Genomic DNA, 15746 nt, shown 5'->3' on the forward strand with positions numbered 1-15746 from the left:
ACGCCCCGCACTACAGAATCGCCCATGTCGGCCGATACCGCGCATCAGATCGACAACAGGGTGGATGGCAGGTGGTTCGCGCAGTACTGATCACAGCGATGTCCATCGCCAGCACGACAGCGTGGGCCGATCCGGCACCCGCGCCGCTGCAGATCCGCCTGACCGTGGTTGAAGGCTGCGCCGGTACGGAAGGCGGACCGCGTTGCCCGGTGCCGCGGCAGCACAGCGACGCCCCATACCTGCCGCCACAAGTCCGTGAGCTGGCCCCGCCAGCGCAGGACGAGCAAGGGCGTGCGACATCCGAACCGCCCACCACCTACTACTGATGCACCGGCTGCTGCCCCTGTTGCTGGCACTGCTGCCCATGCCCCTGCAGGCGCTGGATCTGATGCCGACCACGCTGCGCCTGCCGGCCGCACAGGGGCGGTCCGAGCTGTGGCTGCACAATCCCGGCCCTGGCCACTGGCGCGGTCAGGTGCAGATCTGGGCGTGGGACCAGCAACCGGGCGCCGAACACCTGCAACGCAGCGCGCAGGTGCTGGCCAGCCCGACCCTGCTGGACCTGCCCGCCGGCGCGCGCCAGCGCGTCTGGTTGCTGCCGGCATCCTCCATGCCCGTGGCCGCCGAACAGGCGTTCCGTATCATCCTTGCACCCGCGGAACCGACAATGCCGCGCTATTCGCTCCCCCTGTTCCGTGGCGAACCGGCCGACCCGGCTCCGCCCTGCCTGCAGGCAGAAGTGGTAGCCAACGGGTCGCAGTTGATGCTGCGACTATTGAATGGCGGCAGGGCGCACGCGCGGCTGAGCGACCTTGCCTATGAGGCGGCGGACGGCCACCGCAGCCTGCTGCTGCCCGGCCTGGCTGGCTACGTACTGGCGTCGCGCCAGCGCCAGTGGCAGCTGCCACCGCGCGCCGATGGCTATGCAGGCGGCCGGTTCCGCGCACGCCTGCAGGACGGCGCAGAGGTGGTCCTGGCCGCGTCGACTGCCACAATTGCAGCGAGCCAGCCAAGCGGGCTATAATCCCCCGGATGTCCTGCCGCCCCGTGCGCGGGACACCGTCCACACCGGACGTCACCGGTGAATCCACACCTGCTGCCCCCATCCGTGCCGGGGTGCTCCGCAAGGAGTTCGGCCACGGAGGCAACAGGGAAGCCCAACCCCGGAACCATCAGCGCGTCCACGCGTCCCGCATACCTATCCCGCGGGCGGATTCGCCGGTTCCCCATCAGGAGTATTGCAATGCCCCAGGTCACCATGCGTCAGATGCTGGAAGCCGGCGTCCACTTCGGCCACCAGACCCGCTACTGGAACCCGAAAATGGCTCCGTACATCTTCGGCGCCCGCGGCAAGATCCACATCATCAACCTGGAAAAGACCGTCCCGCTGTTCAACGACGCGATGAACTTCATCTCGTCGGTTGCCCAGAAGCGCGGCACCATCCTGTTCCTGGGCACCAAGCGCAGCGCGCGTGAGTCCATCCGCGAAGAAGCCGAGCGTTGCGGCATGCCGTTCATGAACCAGCGCTGGCTGGGCGGCACCCTGACCAACTTCCGTACCGTCAAGCAGTCGGTTGCCCGCCTGAAGGAACTGGAAGCCGGCGAAACCGACGGCAGCTTCGAGAAGCTGGTCAAGCACGAAGTGCTGGGCCTGCGTCGCGAGCGCGACAAGCTGGAAGCCTCGCTGGGCGGCATCAAGGACATGAACCGTCTGCCGGACGCGATCTTCGTCATCGATATCGGCCACGAAGACATCGCCATCAAGGAAGCCAAGAAGCTCGGCATCCCGGTGATCGCTGTCGTCGATACCAACTACAACCCGGAGCTGGTGGATTACGCGATCCCGGGCAATGACGACGCCATCCGTGCCGTGCAGCTGTACGCACGCGCCGCTGCTGACGCCGTGCTGGAAGGCAAGGCTGCTGCACCGCACGCTGCCACCGTCCGTGAAGAAGAGTTCGCCGACGCTGCTGCCGAAGAAGGCAAGCCGGCTCGCCGCGCTCCGGCCAAGAAGGCCGCTGCCGACAAGGGCGAAGCCCAGGCCTGATCCAGGCCGTGGTGGGCGCCACGCGCCCACCTTTCCTGTCCGCTGCCGATGGCGCGACGACAGGAAGCTGTCACACGGGCCGGCCACCATGCCGGCCCAACCCCTTTCTTTCGTGAGGTAATCCCGTGGAAATCACTGCTTCCCTGGTCAAGGAACTGCGCGAGCGCACCGGCGCCGGCATGATGGAATGCAAGAAGGCGCTCACCGAGGCCGGCGGCAACATCGACGCCGCTGCTGAAGCGCTGCGCAAGTCCGGCGCTGCCAAGGCCGACAAGAAGGCTGACCGCGTGGCCGCCGAAGGCCGCCTGGGCCTGGCCCAGAACGGTGGCAAGGCCGTGCTGGTCGAGATCAACTCGGAAACCGACTTCGTCGCCAACGACGTCAACTTCAAGAACTTCGTCGATTCCGTCGCTGCCGCTGCCCTGGCATCGGGCGCCGCCGACGTGGAAGCCCTGAAGTCCGCCACCCTGCCGACCGGCCAGACCGTCGAAGAAACCCGCGCGACCGCCGTGCAGACCCTGGGTGAGAACATCCAGATCCGCCGCCTGGTCAAGCTGGACACCACCGGCAACGTGGGCTCCTACGTCCACACCAACGGCAAGGTCGGCGTGCTGGTCGACCTGATCGGCGGCGACGCCGAACTGGCTCGCGGCCTGGCCATGCACGTGGCTGCGCTGAAGCCGCCGCACAACAAGGCAGCCGATGTGCCGGCCGAGTTCGTGGAAAAGGAAAAGGAAATCGAACTGGCCAAGATGTCCGAGAAGGACAAGTCCAAGCCGGCCGACATCCTGGAAAAGATCATCAGCGGCAAGATCAACAAGATCGTCAGCGAAGTGACCCTGTACGGCCAGAGCTACGTGCTGGACGGCGACAAGACCGTCGAGCAGGTGGTCAAGGCTGCCGGCGCCGACGTGGCTGGCTTCCAGCTGCTGGTCGTTGGCGAAGGCATCGAGAAGGTGGTGGAAGACTACGCCGCCGAAGTTGCCAAGGCGATGCAGGTCTGATTCCAGCCTCCCGGCTGTAATGAAACCAGAAGGAGCCGCGGGAAAACCGCGGCTCTTTTTTTGTGCCTGCTCCTGCGGTGGGCGCCTTTTCTGCGGCTGCGCACCGTTGGTGCGCTGCATGTGGGCTGTGGGTGCGCACGATTGGTGCGCACACCGGAACCACGGGACTTTGCGTTGCGTGCGAATCAAGCCGATACTCGGCACAGGGAACCTGCAGTCACATAACAGGAACGAAAGTCGCGGACTGTGATGCATTCCTAGGTATTCTTGTCCTAATGGAATTGAACGACCCGACATGCCTCCCGAGCTGACAGCTGCCCTGGCGCTTTGCCGCAACCTCCCCTCGCCGCCCGGTATTGCCCTGCGCATCATCGAACTGGCCCAGGACCCGGAAGCGGACATCGCAACCGCTGCGGACATCATCGCCATCGACATGGCGTTGAGTGCACGCATGCTGCGTATCGCCAATTCACCGCTGTATGCCAGCCGGCGCCGGATCGAGAACCTCGGCCAGGCGCTGACCATGCTTGGGCTGAACGCTACGATCAGCCTCGCCCTGGGTTTCACCGTCACCCAGGGCCTGACCGGCAACGGCGGCGCCGACCACGACCTGCGCCAACGTGCCTGGAAGCGCAGCATCCTCAGCGCGCTGGCGGCCAGCCAGCTCGGCCAGGCCCGCGGCCTGCGCCGGCTGGAGGAGCTGATGCTGGCCGGGCTGCTGCAGGACATGGGCGTGCTGTGCCTGGCCCAGGCCGAATCCGAACGCTACCTGCCGCTGCTGCGCGAAGCCCGTGACAACCCCGACCTGATCGCGCGCGAGCGCCAGGAACTCGGCTGCAGCCACGCCGACGTTGGTGCATGGGTAGCCGAGGAGTGGGGCCTGCCACGCTACCTGGTGGACAGCATCCGCCACAGCGAAGACGAAGGCACCGCCGAGAATCCGTTCCAGGCCTGCGTACAGCTGTCTGGCGCCGTTGCCGACATCTGGCTGGATGAAGACGCCGATGCCGCCCGTGAGCGCGCCCTGCAGCAGGTCCACGACCGGCTGGAGTTGGACAGTGCACGCTTCGACCAGGTCCTGGCCCGGATCAGCGAAGCGCTGCCGGACATCGCCAGCCTGTTCGAGAACGGCCTGAATTCGCCAGCCCGCGTGCGCGAGCTGATCGACCACGCCCAGGAACTGGCCACCCTGCGCAACCTGCGCGAACTGCAGGACGCCGACCAGGCCCGCCGACGCGCCGATGAATTCGAGGCCCGTGCCAAGCGCCTGGCCGACCAGGCCCATCGCGATGCCTTGACCGGGGTTCTCAACCGCCGCCAGCTCGAAGCCGTGCTGGAACAGGAATTCCTGCGTGCCGGCCGCCACGGCTGGCCGTTGTCGGTGGCCTTCATCGACCTGGACGATTTCAAGAAGATCAACGATGCGCACGGCCACCTGACCGGCGACGAGGTGCTGCGCGCCTTTGCCGGCAAGCTGCAGGGGCAGCTGCGCAACAGCGACACCGTGGCCCGCTTCGGCGGCGAGGAGTTCGTCGCCCTGCTGCCCAACACCAGCGAATCGGTGGCTTTGGACGTGATCCGCCGGGTGCTGGCCAATATTGTCGCCACCCCGATGGCGGAACTGGAAGGCGGCCCGCTGTTCATCACCTTCTCGGCCGGCGTCGCCACCCAGGGCGGCTACGAGCGTTTTGCCGGTGTGCAGGACCTGCTGCGCGCCGCCGATGATGTGCTCTACCGCTCCAAGAACCTGGGCCGCAACCGGGTCATCGCCCGCTCTCCCGGCGAACTGGGGCATGATGAACTGTCTGCCACCGCGGGCGCCGAGCTTGGCTGAATGGTGCGCCCCGGATGTACGGGGCACACCGGTATTTTGCGCCGCAGTGCACAAAACGCTTTGGCCGCGCGCCGCTTGCGCGTAGAATCGCCCGCGATTTCCACGCACCCGAGGTCCCTATGTCCAAGCTCGCCTATCGCCGCATCCTGTTGAAACTTTCCGGGGAGGCGCTGATGGGAGATGAGGACTACGGCATCGACCCCAAGATCATCAACCGCCTGGCCCGTGAAGTCGTCGAGGCCCAGCAGGCCGGCGCCGAAGTCGCCCTGGTCATCGGTGGCGGCAACATCTTCCGCGGTGCAGGCCTGGCCGCTGGCGGCATGGATCGCGTCACCGGCGATCAGATGGGCATGCTGGCCACGGTCATCAACGCGCTGGCCATGCAGGATGCGCTGGAAAAAGTGGGCGCCAAGGCCCGCGTGATGAGCGCGATCAAGATCAACGACGTGTGCGAGGACTACATCCGCCGCCGCGCCATCCGCCACCTGGAAAAGGGCCGCCTGGTGATCTTCGCCGCCGGCGTCGGCAGCCCATTCTTCACCACCGACTCGGGCGCCGCCCTGCGCGCGATCGAGATCGGCGCCGACCTGCTGCTGAAGGCCACCAAGGTCGATGGCGTCTACGACAAGGATCCAAACAAGTACAGCGACGCCGTCCGCTTCGACAGCCTGAGCTACGACGAAGTGATCCGCCGTGGCCTGGAAGTGATGGATACCGCCGCCTTCGCCCTGGCCCGCGACAGCGACCTGCCGATGCGCGTGTTCGACATGGGCCAGCCGGGTGAACTGCTGAAGATCCTGCACGGCGAGAACATCGGCACCCTCGTCCAGGGCCGCGACCCGGCCTGAGGCTGAGCGCAAGGCGACCTCCGGGCCGATTCAGGCCCGGCGGCGTCCCGTATTCGCCTATAATCGCCCGATTCCAGTTACATCCAGGACCCTGGCGATGCTCAACGACATCAAGAACAACGCGCAGACGCGCATGGCCAAGAGCATCGACGCTCTTAAGCACACCCTCACCTCGATCCGCACCGGTCGCGCAACGCCGGCCCTGCTGGACCGCGTCACGGTCAATGCTTACGGCAACGCCAGCACGCCGCTGAACCAGGTCGCGTCCGTCTCCAACGCCGACGCCCACTCCCTGCTGGTCACGCCCTTCGACAAGAGCATGATCAAGGAGATCGAGAAGGGCCTGTACAACATCGAGCTGACCCCGAACACCATCGGCACCTCGATCCGCGTCAACCTGCCGCCGCCCACCGAAGAGCGCCGCAAGGAACTGGCCAAGCAGGTACAGAAGGAAGGCGAAGGCGCCAAGATCGCCATCCGCAACATCCGTCAGGACGCGAACAAGGAAATCGCCAAGCTGCTGAAGGACAAGGCGATCAGCGAAGACGACAAGAAGCGCGGCGAAGACGATATCCAGAAGTTGACCGACGCCAACATCAAGGATGTCGATAAAGTCGTCGCCGACAAGGAAAAGGAACTGATGTCGGTCTGAAGTCGATGCCTTCAGTCCCGCCTCCCCTGCCGGCCGCCCTGCCGCGCCACGTCGCCATCATCATGGATGGCAACGGGCGTTGGGCACAGCAGCGCCGTCGCCCGCGCGTGATCGGCCATCGTGCCGGCGCGCGTGCGGTCAACCGCACCATCGAGCGCTGCCTGGAACTGGGCATTCCGGCGCTGACCCTGTTCGCGTTCTCCAGCGAGAACTGGGGCCGCCCGCAGGACGAAGTCGACGCGTTGATGAAGCTGTTCCTCGGCGCGCTCGACCGCGAAGTGGACGAGCTGCATCGGCGCGGCGTGCGCGTGCGCTTCATCGGCGAACGCGAGCGCTTCGGTGCTGCCCTGGTCAGCCGCATGCAGCTGGCCGAACAGCGCACCGCCGACAACAGCACCCTGACCCTGTCGATCGCCGCCAGTTACGGTGGCCGTCAGGACATCGCCCGTGCCGCACGCGCACTGGCCGTTGAAGTGGCCGCCGGCCGCCTGCTTCCCGAGCAGATCGACGAATCCCTGCTGGGGCGACAGGTGGCTCTGGCCGACCTGCCGCCACCGGACCTGTTCATCCGCACCGGCGGCGATACCCGCATCAGCAATTTCCTGCTGTGGCAGCTGGCGTATACCGAGCTGTGGTTCACCGAAGCACTGTGGCCGGATTTCGACGCCGCGCAGCTGCAGCTGGCGCTGGATGCCTACGCCAGCCGTGAGCGCCGCTTCGGCCTGACCAGCGCCCAGATCGCCGCCTTGGCCACCGAGACGTCCAGCCCATGACCAAGACCCGAGTCCTCGCCGCGCTGATCATGGCGCCGGTCGCCATTGCTGCGATCCTGTTGCTGCCCACGCAATGGCTGGCCGCCGCCGCCGCTGCCGTGCTGCTGATCGGCCTGTGGGAATGGCTGAAGCTGGCCGACGTCGAAGACACCCTCGCCCGTACCGTGCTGCTGGTTCTGAACCTGGTGCTGATGGTGCTGCTGGTATGGGCCGATGCCGGCACGCTGGTGCTGTTCCAGATCGCGACCCTGGTGGGCGTGGCCTGGTGGCTGGGCGCGCTGGTGTGGCTGCGCTTCTTCAACTTCGGTGCGCAGCCCGGCAGTCCGGCGCGCATCCTCAAGCTGCTGGCCGGCACCCTGGCGATCGTGCCGGCGTGGGCTGCACTGGTACTGATCCATGCCGGCGGCGACCCGCCGGGCCATCAGGGCCACCTGTGGCTGCTGGCCGCGCTGGCGCTGGTCTGGGCCGCCGATTCAGGCGCCTACTTCGCTGGCCGTCACTTCGGCAAGCACAAGCTGGCACCGCGGATCAGCCCGAACAAGACCTGGGAAGGCCTCGTCGGTGGACTGATCGCCGGTGTCGCGGTAGCCGTCGGCCTCGGCTGGCTGGCCGGCATCGATGCCGCACACCTGCCGGGCCTGCTGATCACCTCGGTGGTAGCCGTATTCGCCTCGGTGCTGGGCGATCTGTTCGAAAGCCTGATCAAGCGCCATGCCGGCGCCAAGGATTCAGGCCACCTGATCCCCGGCCACGGCGGCGTGCTCGACCGCGTCGACGGCGTGCTGGCGGCCATCCCGGTGTTCGCACTGGGCAAGGAAATCTTCGGGTTCTGACCATGGATGCTGCTGCAGACCTTCGCCGGGTCGCCGTGTTCGGCGCCACCGGCTCGATTGGTGCCTCCACGCTTGACGTGATCGCCCGTCACCCGCGGCGTTACCAAGCCACCGTGCTCGCCGCCGGCCGCCAGGTACAGGCGCTGCTGGCCCTGTGCCGGCAGTACCAGCCCGCGCACGCGGTGATCGCCGATGAAACCCTGTATGCCGAACTGCGCGACGGCCTTCGCGATGCCGGCCTGGCCACCCAGGCCCATGCCGGCCATGCCGCGCTGGACCAGCTGGCGGCCAGCGACGCCTGCGACACCGTGGTTGCCGCGATCGTGGGCGCCGCCGGCCTGTCCTCGACCCTGGCCGCCGCCGCGGCCGGCAAACGCATCCTGCTGGCCAACAAGGAGTCGCTGGTACTGGCCGGCGAGCTGCTGACCCGTACCGCCGAACGCGCCGGCGCAGAGATCATCCCGATCGACAGCGAGCACAGTGCGATCTTCCAGTGCCTGCGTTCACGTGATGCCAGCCTCGACGGTGCCGGCGTGCGCCGCATCCTGCTGACCGCCTCGGGTGGACCGTTCCGCGGGCGCAGCCGCGCCGAGCTGGAACAGGTCACCCCGGCGCAGGCCGTGGCGCACCCGAAGTGGTCGATGGGGCCGAAGATCTCGGTTGATTCGGCGACGTTGATGAACAAGGGCCTGGAAGTGATCGAGGCCCACCATCTGTTCGGCATCCCCGGCGAGCGCATCGAGGTGCTGGTACACCCGCAGAGCCTGGTGCATTCGCTGGTCGAGTTCGTCGACGGCTCCACGCTGGCGCAGATGGGCCTGCCGGACATGCGCACCACCCTGGCCGTGGGCCTGGGCTGGCCGCAGCGGATCGAATCGGGCGTGTCCGGGCTGGATCTGCTGACCCAGGGCCGGCTGGATTTCGAAGCCCCTGACACCGACGCCTTCCCCTGCCTGGCCTTGGCGTGGCAGGCGATGCGCGCCGGCGGCACCGCCCCGGCCGTGTTGAATGCCGCCAACGAAGAGGCTGTTTCAGCGTTTCTTCAGGGCCGCATAGGCTTCCTGACCATTCCGACGCTGGTTGCTAACGCTCTTTCAACACTGCCGACCGAACCAGCCGATACACTTGAGGTTCTGTTGTCCGCCGACCAGCGGGCCCGCCAGCTGACCCTGAACGCCATCGCCGCCACCTGAACAGCGCACCCATCCCGTATGACGCCGCCGCCCGTGTCCGCCAATGTGAACCTGCATGACTGACTTCATCGGATCGGTCTGGTGGATGATCGTGAGCCTTGGGCTGCTGGTCACCTTCCACGAATTCGGGCATTACTGGGTCGGGCGCCTGTGCGGGGTCAAGGTACTGCGCTTCTCGGTCGGCTTCGGCCGTCCGCTGTGGTCGCGCCGCGACCGCCATGGCACCGAGTTCGCCATCGCCGCCATTCCGCTGGGCGGCTATGTGAAATTCCTCGACGAACGCGAAGTCGAGGTCCATCCGCACGAGCGCGGCCAGGCCTTCAACCACAAGACCGTATGGCAGCGCATCGCCATTGTCGCCGCCGGCCCGATCGCCAACCTGCTGCTGTGCATCCTGCTGCTGTGGGCGATGTTCGTGATCGGCAAGCAGGACTATTCCGCAACCGTGGGCCGCGCTACGGGCATGGCCGCCACGGCCGGGCTCGGCAGTGGTGACCGCCTGCTGAGCGTGGACGGCCGTGATGTGATCACCCTGGGTGAGGCCAGCATGGCCCTGACCGCGGCGGCGATGGACCGTCGCGATGTGACCCTTGAAGTTCTGGACCCTGCAGACCAGCTGCGCTCGCGCACCCTGCCGCTGTCGCAGCTTCCGGCCGGTTTCGATGAACGCCGGGTTCCGATCCTGGCCGGCGTGTACTGGCGTGCGTGGCTGCAGCCGCCGCTGGTGGACAACATCGTGAAGGGTTCGGCGGCGGAAGGTCACCTGCAGACCGGCGATCTGATCGTGGCGATCGACGGCCAGCGCATCGACAGCGTCGAGCAGGCCATCAGCGAAGTGGGCAGCCTCGGCCGCCGCGGTGGCCCGGCGATGATCGAGGTGCTGCGTGGCGGCGAGCGCCTGGCGCTGGAGATCACCCCGCGCGAGGGCAAGGACGGCAAGGGCCAACCCACCTGGCAGATCGGCGCCGGCTTTGCCCAGAGCTACAGCCCTGCCTACGACACCCTGCTCAAGTTCGGCCCGCTGCAGTCGGTGACGGTGGCGGTGCGTGAAACCGGCAGGATGGCCGCCGATTCACTGGCCATGATGGGCCGGATCGTTACCGGCAAAGCCTCGCTGCAGAACGTTTCCGGCCCGGTCACCATTGCCCGGGTCGCCAATATTTCGGCAAAACGCGGCGTGGACTGGTTCATCCAGTTCCTCGCCCTGCTGTCGCTGAGCCTGTGCATCATCAACCTGCTGCCGATCCCCATCTTGGACGGCGGCCACCTGCTGTATTACCTTATCGAGTTGGTCAAGGGCAGCCCGCTGAGCGAGCGTGCCGTCGCCGCCGGCCAATACATCGGCCTGGCGTTGCTGGCCGGGCTGATGGGATTGGCGTTCTACAACGACATCCTCGGCCTGGTCCCGCGATGAACTTTTCCATGTTTTTGCCGTCTACAGCGTCGGCATCCCTTACCAATGAAATCGACCTTCCTACCGGACGTGACATGACGCGACTCCCCAATCGCCGCCTGCTGGCCCTCGCCCTCGCCGCCGTCACCGGCGCTCCCGCCCTGGCCCAGGCAGCCGAGCCCTTCACTGTCAGCGACATCCGCGTCGACGGCCTGCAGCGCATCAGCTCCGGTACGGTGTTCACCTACCTGCCGGTCGAGCGTGGCGAGACCGTCACCGACAGCAAGGTCGGCGAGACCATCCGCGCCCTGTACAAGACCGGCTTCTTCGAAGACGTGCAGCTGGATCGCCAGGGCAGCATCCTGGTGGTGACCGTCAAGGAACGTCCGGCGATCAACAAGCTGACCGTCACCGGCAACAAGGACATCAAGTCCGACCAGCTGCTCAAGGGCCTGTCCGACATCGGCCTGACCGAAGGCGGCACCTTCGATCGCCTGAGCCTGGACCGCGTGACCCAGGAACTTCGCCGCCAGTACAACGATCGTGGCAAATACACCGTCGACATCACCCCGACGGTGAGCCCGCTGGACCGCAACCGTGTCGACATCGCCATCGCGATCAAGGAAGGCAAGGCCGCCAAGATCCGCCACGTCAACATCGTCGGCACCGAGAAGTTCGAGAGCAAGGACATCCTGGAATACTGGGAGTCCAAGGAGCACAACTGGGCGTCGTGGTACCGCCGTGACGACCAGTACTCCAAGGAAAAGCTGTCCGGCGACCTGGAGAAGCTCAACTCCTGGTACCTGGACCGCGGCTATGTCGACTTCAGCATCGACTCGACCCAGGTGTCGATCAGCCCCGACAAGCGCGACATGTTCATCACCGCCGGCGTGACCGAAGGTGACCAGTACAAGATCTCCGAGATCAAGGTCAGTGGCGATACGATCCTGCCGCAGGAAGACGTCGAGCGCATGGTCGTGCAGAAGCCCGGCGACACGTTCTCGCGTGCGCTGCTGGAATTCAGCTCCGACTCGATCACCAACTCGCTGTCCAACATCGGTTACGCCTTCGCCAAGGTGAATCCGATTCCGACCACCAACCGCGCCGAGCAGACCGTGGCGGTCAACATGCAGGTCGTACCCGGCCCGCGCGTGACCGTCCGCCGCATCATCTTCAAGGGCAATACCCGCACGTCCGACGAGGTGATGCGTCGCGAAATGCGCCAGTTCGAGAACAGCTGGTACTCGCAGGCCGCGATCGACCGTTCCAAGATCCGCCTGCAGCGCCTGGGCTACTTCGAAGGCGTCGAAGTGGAAACCCCGGCCGTCAGCGGCAGCAACGACCAGGTCGACGTCGTCTACAACGTCAAGGAAACCACCTCGGGCAGCTTCGTGTTCGGCCTGGGCTATTCGCAGTCCTACGGCATGACCACTTCGGTGCAGCTGTCGCAGAACAACTTCCTGGGCGGCGGCAACCGCGTGTCGGTCGAAGCCTCGCGCAGCAGCTACCTGCAGCGCTACGGCTTCAGCTACACCAACCCGTACTTCACCGATGACGGCGTCTCGCTGGGCTACAACCTGTCCTGGCGCGAACTGGACTACTCCGACTTCAACACCGCGCAGTACAACAGCACCAACGGTTCGGCGCAGGTGGTGTTCGGCGTGCCGATCACCGAGACCGATACCGTCTCGCTGATGTTCGGCATCGACAGCAACCAGATCACCACCTACCCGGGCTCGACCCCGCAGTCGATCATCGATTACATCAACGTGATCGGGCGCCGCACGTTCCACTCCTGGCGCACCGAGCTGGGCTGGGCACGCGACTCGCGCAATGACTACTTCATGCCGACCCGTGGTACCTACCAGCGTGTGGGCCTGGAAACCACCCTGCCCGGCTCCACCGTCGAGTACTACAAGCTGAATTACCAGATCAGCAAGTACTGGCCGATCATCCCGTCGCTGGTGATCAACACCCGCGCGGAAGTCGGCTACGGCGACAGCTACGGTAACGACAAGACCGCGATGGTGCCGGACAAGGACGGCAACCTGCGCTCGGTGACTGCCTCGGGCCTGCCGTTCTACGAGAACTTCTACGCCGGTGGTACCAACTCGGTGCGCGGCTTCGAGGACAACACCCTCGGCCCGCGTGAAGTCACCACCGGCTACCCGAACGGCCAGCCGCTGGGTGGTTCGCTGAAGACCGTCGGTTCGGTCGAAGCCTACTTCCCGCGCCTGTTCGACAGCCCGTCGGCCCGTGTGTCGGCCTTCGTGGACTTCGGCAACGTCTACAACGGCACCGACAACTTCAAGGCCAACGAGCTGCGCGTGTCCACCGGTGTGGCCCTGCTGTGGCGCGCCCCGGTCGGCCCGATCTCGATCAGCTACGCGTTCCCGCTGAAGAAGAAGGACGGCGACGAAATCGAACGCCTGCAGTTCACGTTCGGTGGCCAGTTCTGAGGAACGACGCTCCTCAGAACTGATCCACCTCCGGTGAATTGCCCGCGCATTTCACCTATCCCCCGCGCCGCTGGCGCGCCCCCTTAACAGAAGGGGGGCTCTCCACCAGACGGGTTACGAAGCGCCGGGCATTGCCCGGCGTTTTCGTTATTGAAGCGCACGCTGACGCGCGGTGAGCCGAGTATGGCTCGGCGCTGCAGGGGACTGTGGACGTTGGATCCGCTCGCGCGCGGAAGACTATCCGGCGCTGGCGCAGGGGGCTGACCAGGACCGTTGGCGCCATGGATGGCGCCATCGAGCCCCCAGGGATGGGTTTACGGCGTGTCCTGGGCAGCCCCCTGCGCCAGCGCCCCACGGATCGACCGGGCGCCGGCTTTCGCTCCCGCATGACCGCAATGGCGTCACACGTTAAACTCCCGCCGTGAATACTCCTACCTACACCGCCCAGCAACTCGCCGATCAGTTCGGCCTGCAGGTCCATGGCGACCCGAGCACCGCCATCCATGGCGTGGCCACCCTCGCCCATGCCGGTGCCGGCCAGCTGACCTTCCTTGCCAACCCGCGCTACCGCGCCCAGCTGGCCGACAGCCAGGCCGGCATCGTGGTGCTGCGCGCCGAGGATGCCGACGCGGCTCCCGGCACCGCGCTGGTTGCCAAGGACCCTTACACCACCTTTGCCAAGATCGGCGCGCTGTTCGACATCGCCCCGACCCGCCCGCCCGGCATCCACCCCAGCGCGGTGATCGATCCGCAGGCGCAGGTCGCCGCCAGCGCGCACGTCGGCCCGTTCGTCACCATCGGCGCACGCAGCGTCATCGGCGAGAACTGCATCATCGGCGCCGGCAGCATCATCGGCGAAGACTGCATCCTCGACAGCGGCTGCGAACTGATCGCCCGCGTCACCCTGGTCACCCGCGTCAAGCTGGGCAAGCGCGTGCGCATCCATCCCGGCGCCGTCCTGGGCGCCGATGGCTTCGGCTTGGCCATGGACGCTGGCAAATGGATCAAGGTGCCGCAGCTTGGCGGCGTGCGCATCGGCGACGACTGCGAGATCGGCGCCAACACCTGTGTTGACCGTGGCGCGCTGGAAGACACCGTACTGGCCGAAGACGTCCGCCTGGACAACCTGGTGCAGATCGCGCACAACGTGCAGATCGGCGCCCACTCGGCCATCGCAGGCTGCACCGGCATTGCCGGCAGCGCCAAGATCGGCCGTTACTGCCTGCTCGGCGGCGCCGTTGGCGTCGTCGGTCATCTTGAAATCTGCGACAAGGTCGTGATCACCGGCAAATCGGTGGTCCGCAACTCCATCACCGAGCCGGGCGAGTATTCCTCCGGCACGCCCCTGACCGACAACCGCACGTGGCGCAAGAATGCCGCGCGCTTCAAGCAGCTCGATGCACTGGCCCGTCGCATCCTGTCTGTGAGCAAGGAGAAAGAATGAGCCACACCCAGACCCTGCCGGACATGGCGCAGATCCAGACGCTGCTTCCGCACCGCTACCCGTTCCTGCTGGTGGACAAGGTGGTGTCGATCGACTATGAGAAGCGCACGATCGTCGCGACCAAGAACGTCAGCATCAACGAGCCGTTCTTCCAGGGCCACTTCCCGGGCCAGCCGATCATGCCCGGCGTGCTGATCATCGAAGCCATGGCCCAGGCCGGTGGCGTGCTGACCCAGCTGACGCTGGGCCGTGATGCGCAGTCCAAGCTGTTCTACATGGTCAAGGTCGACAAGGCCCGCTTCACCAAGCAGGTGGTGCCGGGCGACGTGCTGGAGATGCACGTGGAGATCAAGCGCGTGATCCGCAACATGGCCGTGTACGACTGCGTGGCCAAGGTCGACGGCGAAGTCGTCGCCTGTGCCGAGGTGCTGTGCGCCGGCACCCGCGAATGACCCTGGCTGGAGGCCCGAGATGAGCGACAACGCCCCCCTGATCCATCCCACTGCCGTGATCGATCCGTCCGCGCGCCTGGCCGACGATGTCCGCGTGGGCGCGTTCACGATCATCGGCCCGGACGTCGAGATCGGTGCCGGCACCCAGGTCGGTCCGCACTGCAGCATCCACGGCCCGACCCGGATCGGCCGTGACAACCGCTTCATCGGCCACGTCGCGGTCGGCGGCGAGCCGCAGGACAAGAAGTACGCCGGTGAACGCACCGAACTGGTGATCGGCGACCGCAACGTGTTCCGCGAGTTCGTCACCCTCAACCGTGGCACCGGCGGCGGCGGCGGCATCACCACCATCGGCGATGACAACTGGATGCTGGCCTACACGCACGTGGCCCACGACTGCCACGTCGGCAACTTCTGCGTGTTCTCCAACAACACCACGCTGGCCGGCCACGTGACCGTGGGTGACTACGTGATCATCAGCGGCTTCGCCGGCGCGCATCAGTTCTGCCGCATCGGTGCGCATGCCTTCCTCGGCATGGGCGCGCTGACCAATGGCGACGTACCCCCGTTCACCATGGTCGGCACCGATTCGCTGGGCCGCCCGCGCGGCATCAACAGCGAGGGCCTGAAGCGCCGCGGCTTCGACCCCGAGCGCATCACCGCCATCAAGCGCGCCTACCGCACGCTGTACGTGGCGGGCCTGCCGCTGGCCGAAGCCAAGGCGCAGCTGGCCGAGCAGGCGCGCGACAGCGACGACGTCAAGGCGATGCTGGACTTCATCGAACACACCGAGAGGCACCTGCTGCGATGAGCA

General features: G+C 66.2%; 15 protein-coding genes. All 15 read left to right on the plus strand.

Going from position 1 to position 15746, the window contains the following annotated elements; all coding sequences use genetic code 11:
• The first annotated feature begins 98 nt into the window (after positions 1–98).
• The 15 genes from MRBLST15_RS06545 (at position 99) to lpxA (ending at position 15743) form a co-directional block, all read left to right on the plus strand.
• Entirely contained in the window at positions 99–326 is a 228-nt protein-coding gene (locus tag MRBLST15_RS06545) for a hypothetical protein (protein WP_367785502.1), read from the plus strand.
• The gene (locus tag MRBLST15_RS06550) at positions 326–1024 is read left to right on the plus strand and encodes a fimbrial biogenesis chaperone (RefSeq protein WP_312705016.1); all 699 of its coding nucleotides are present in this window, start codon (positions 326–328) and stop codon (positions 1022–1024) included. Before MRBLST15_RS06545 ends, MRBLST15_RS06550 begins: the two co-directional genes overlap by 1 nt.
• A gap of 219 nt (positions 1025–1243) precedes the next feature.
• Positions 1244–2047, plus strand: coding sequence for a 30S ribosomal protein S2 (rpsB, locus tag MRBLST15_RS06555; RefSeq protein ID WP_265955650.1), 804 nt, complete (start codon positions 1244–1246; stop codon positions 2045–2047).
• Positions 2048–2172: 125 nt separating this feature from the next.
• On the plus strand, positions 2173–3051 hold the full coding sequence (tsf, locus tag MRBLST15_RS06560) for a translation elongation factor Ts (RefSeq protein ID WP_312705015.1): 879 nt from the start codon (positions 2173–2175) through the stop codon (positions 3049–3051).
• A gap of 295 nt (positions 3052–3346) precedes the next feature.
• A complete protein-coding gene (locus MRBLST15_RS06565) occupies positions 3347–4885 on the plus strand; it encodes a sensor domain-containing diguanylate cyclase (protein ID WP_265955241.1) in 1539 nt (512 codons plus the stop codon).
• A 119-nt stretch (positions 4886–5004) separates the two neighbouring features.
• Positions 5005–5733, plus strand: coding sequence for a UMP kinase (pyrH, locus tag MRBLST15_RS06570; RefSeq protein WP_025877663.1), 729 nt, complete (start codon positions 5005–5007; stop codon positions 5731–5733).
• 97 nt (positions 5734–5830) lie between these two features.
• Positions 5831–6385, plus strand: a complete 555-nt coding sequence (frr, locus tag MRBLST15_RS06575) for a ribosome recycling factor (RefSeq protein WP_265955240.1) — start codon at positions 5831–5833, stop codon at positions 6383–6385.
• Positions 6386–6390: 5 nt separating this feature from the next.
• Positions 6391–7158, plus strand: coding sequence for a polyprenyl diphosphate synthase (gene uppS, locus MRBLST15_RS06580; RefSeq protein WP_265955239.1), 768 nt, complete (start codon positions 6391–6393; stop codon positions 7156–7158).
• Positions 7155–7991 carry a phosphatidate cytidylyltransferase gene (locus MRBLST15_RS06585; protein ID WP_049465362.1) on the plus strand — a complete coding sequence of 279 codons (837 nt, stop codon included), beginning with the start codon at positions 7155–7157 and terminating at the stop codon, positions 7989–7991. Before uppS ends, MRBLST15_RS06585 begins: the two co-directional genes overlap by 4 nt.
• A gap of 2 nt (positions 7992–7993) precedes the next feature.
• Positions 7994–9184 (plus strand): 1-deoxy-D-xylulose-5-phosphate reductoisomerase, encoded by a 1191-nt coding sequence (locus MRBLST15_RS06590; RefSeq protein ID WP_367785503.1) that lies wholly within the window; start codon positions 7994–7996, stop codon positions 9182–9184.
• A 55-nt stretch (positions 9185–9239) separates the two neighbouring features.
• Entirely contained in the window at positions 9240–10598 is a 1359-nt protein-coding gene (gene rseP, locus MRBLST15_RS06595; RefSeq protein WP_180164160.1) for an RIP metalloprotease RseP, read from the plus strand.
• A 74-nt stretch (positions 10599–10672) separates the two neighbouring features.
• Positions 10673–13036 (plus strand): outer membrane protein assembly factor BamA, encoded by a 2364-nt coding sequence (gene bamA / locus MRBLST15_RS06600; protein ID WP_265955230.1) that lies wholly within the window; start codon positions 10673–10675, stop codon positions 13034–13036.
• A 421-nt stretch (positions 13037–13457) separates the two neighbouring features.
• Positions 13458–14480, plus strand: coding sequence for a UDP-3-O-(3-hydroxymyristoyl)glucosamine N-acyltransferase (gene lpxD, locus MRBLST15_RS06605; protein ID WP_312705012.1), 1023 nt, complete (start codon positions 13458–13460; stop codon positions 14478–14480).
• On the plus strand, positions 14477–14932 hold the full coding sequence (fabZ, locus tag MRBLST15_RS06610) for a 3-hydroxyacyl-ACP dehydratase FabZ (protein WP_025877675.1): 456 nt from the start codon (positions 14477–14479) through the stop codon (positions 14930–14932). The genes lpxD and fabZ overlap by 4 nt, the downstream gene beginning before the upstream one ends.
• Positions 14933–14951: 19 nt before the next feature.
• Entirely contained in the window at positions 14952–15743 is a 792-nt protein-coding gene (gene lpxA, locus MRBLST15_RS06615) for an acyl-ACP--UDP-N-acetylglucosamine O-acyltransferase (RefSeq protein ID WP_265951507.1), read from the plus strand.
• Positions 15744–15746 lie beyond the last annotated feature (3 nt).

The organism is Stenotrophomonas sp. LST15-1-1.1 (assembly GCF_040815575.1).
Lineage (GTDB): Bacteria > Pseudomonadota > Gammaproteobacteria > Xanthomonadales > Xanthomonadaceae > Stenotrophomonas > Stenotrophomonas lactitubi_B.

Coding starts and splice junctions, on each gene's coding strand:
- rseP (WP_180164160.1), top strand. CDS start 9,240: ATGACTGACTTCATCGGATCGGTCTGGTGGATGATCGTGAGCCTTGGG.
- lpxA (WP_265951507.1), top strand. CDS start 14,952: ATGAGCGACAACGCCCCCCTGATCCATCCCACTGCCGTGATCGATCCG.
- frr (WP_265955240.1), top strand. CDS start 5,831: ATGCTCAACGACATCAAGAACAACGCGCAGACGCGCATGGCCAAGAGC.
- MRBLST15_RS06585 (WP_049465362.1), top strand. CDS start 7,155: ATGACCAAGACCCGAGTCCTCGCCGCGCTGATCATGGCGCCGGTCGCC.
- rpsB (WP_265955650.1), top strand. CDS start 1,244: ATGCCCCAGGTCACCATGCGTCAGATGCTGGAAGCCGGCGTCCACTTC.
- MRBLST15_RS06565 (WP_265955241.1), top strand. CDS start 3,347: ATGCCTCCCGAGCTGACAGCTGCCCTGGCGCTTTGCCGCAACCTCCCC.
- bamA (WP_265955230.1), top strand. CDS start 10,673: ATGACGCGACTCCCCAATCGCCGCCTGCTGGCCCTCGCCCTCGCCGCC.
- MRBLST15_RS06590 (WP_367785503.1), top strand. CDS start 7,994: ATGGATGCTGCTGCAGACCTTCGCCGGGTCGCCGTGTTCGGCGCCACC.
- fabZ (WP_025877675.1), top strand. CDS start 14,477: ATGAGCCACACCCAGACCCTGCCGGACATGGCGCAGATCCAGACGCTG.
- MRBLST15_RS06550 (WP_312705016.1), top strand. CDS start 326: ATGCACCGGCTGCTGCCCCTGTTGCTGGCACTGCTGCCCATGCCCCTG.
- uppS (WP_265955239.1), top strand. CDS start 6,391: ATGCCTTCAGTCCCGCCTCCCCTGCCGGCCGCCCTGCCGCGCCACGTC.
- MRBLST15_RS06545 (WP_367785502.1), top strand. CDS start 99: ATGTCCATCGCCAGCACGACAGCGTGGGCCGATCCGGCACCCGCGCCG.
- pyrH (WP_025877663.1), top strand. CDS start 5,005: ATGTCCAAGCTCGCCTATCGCCGCATCCTGTTGAAACTTTCCGGGGAG.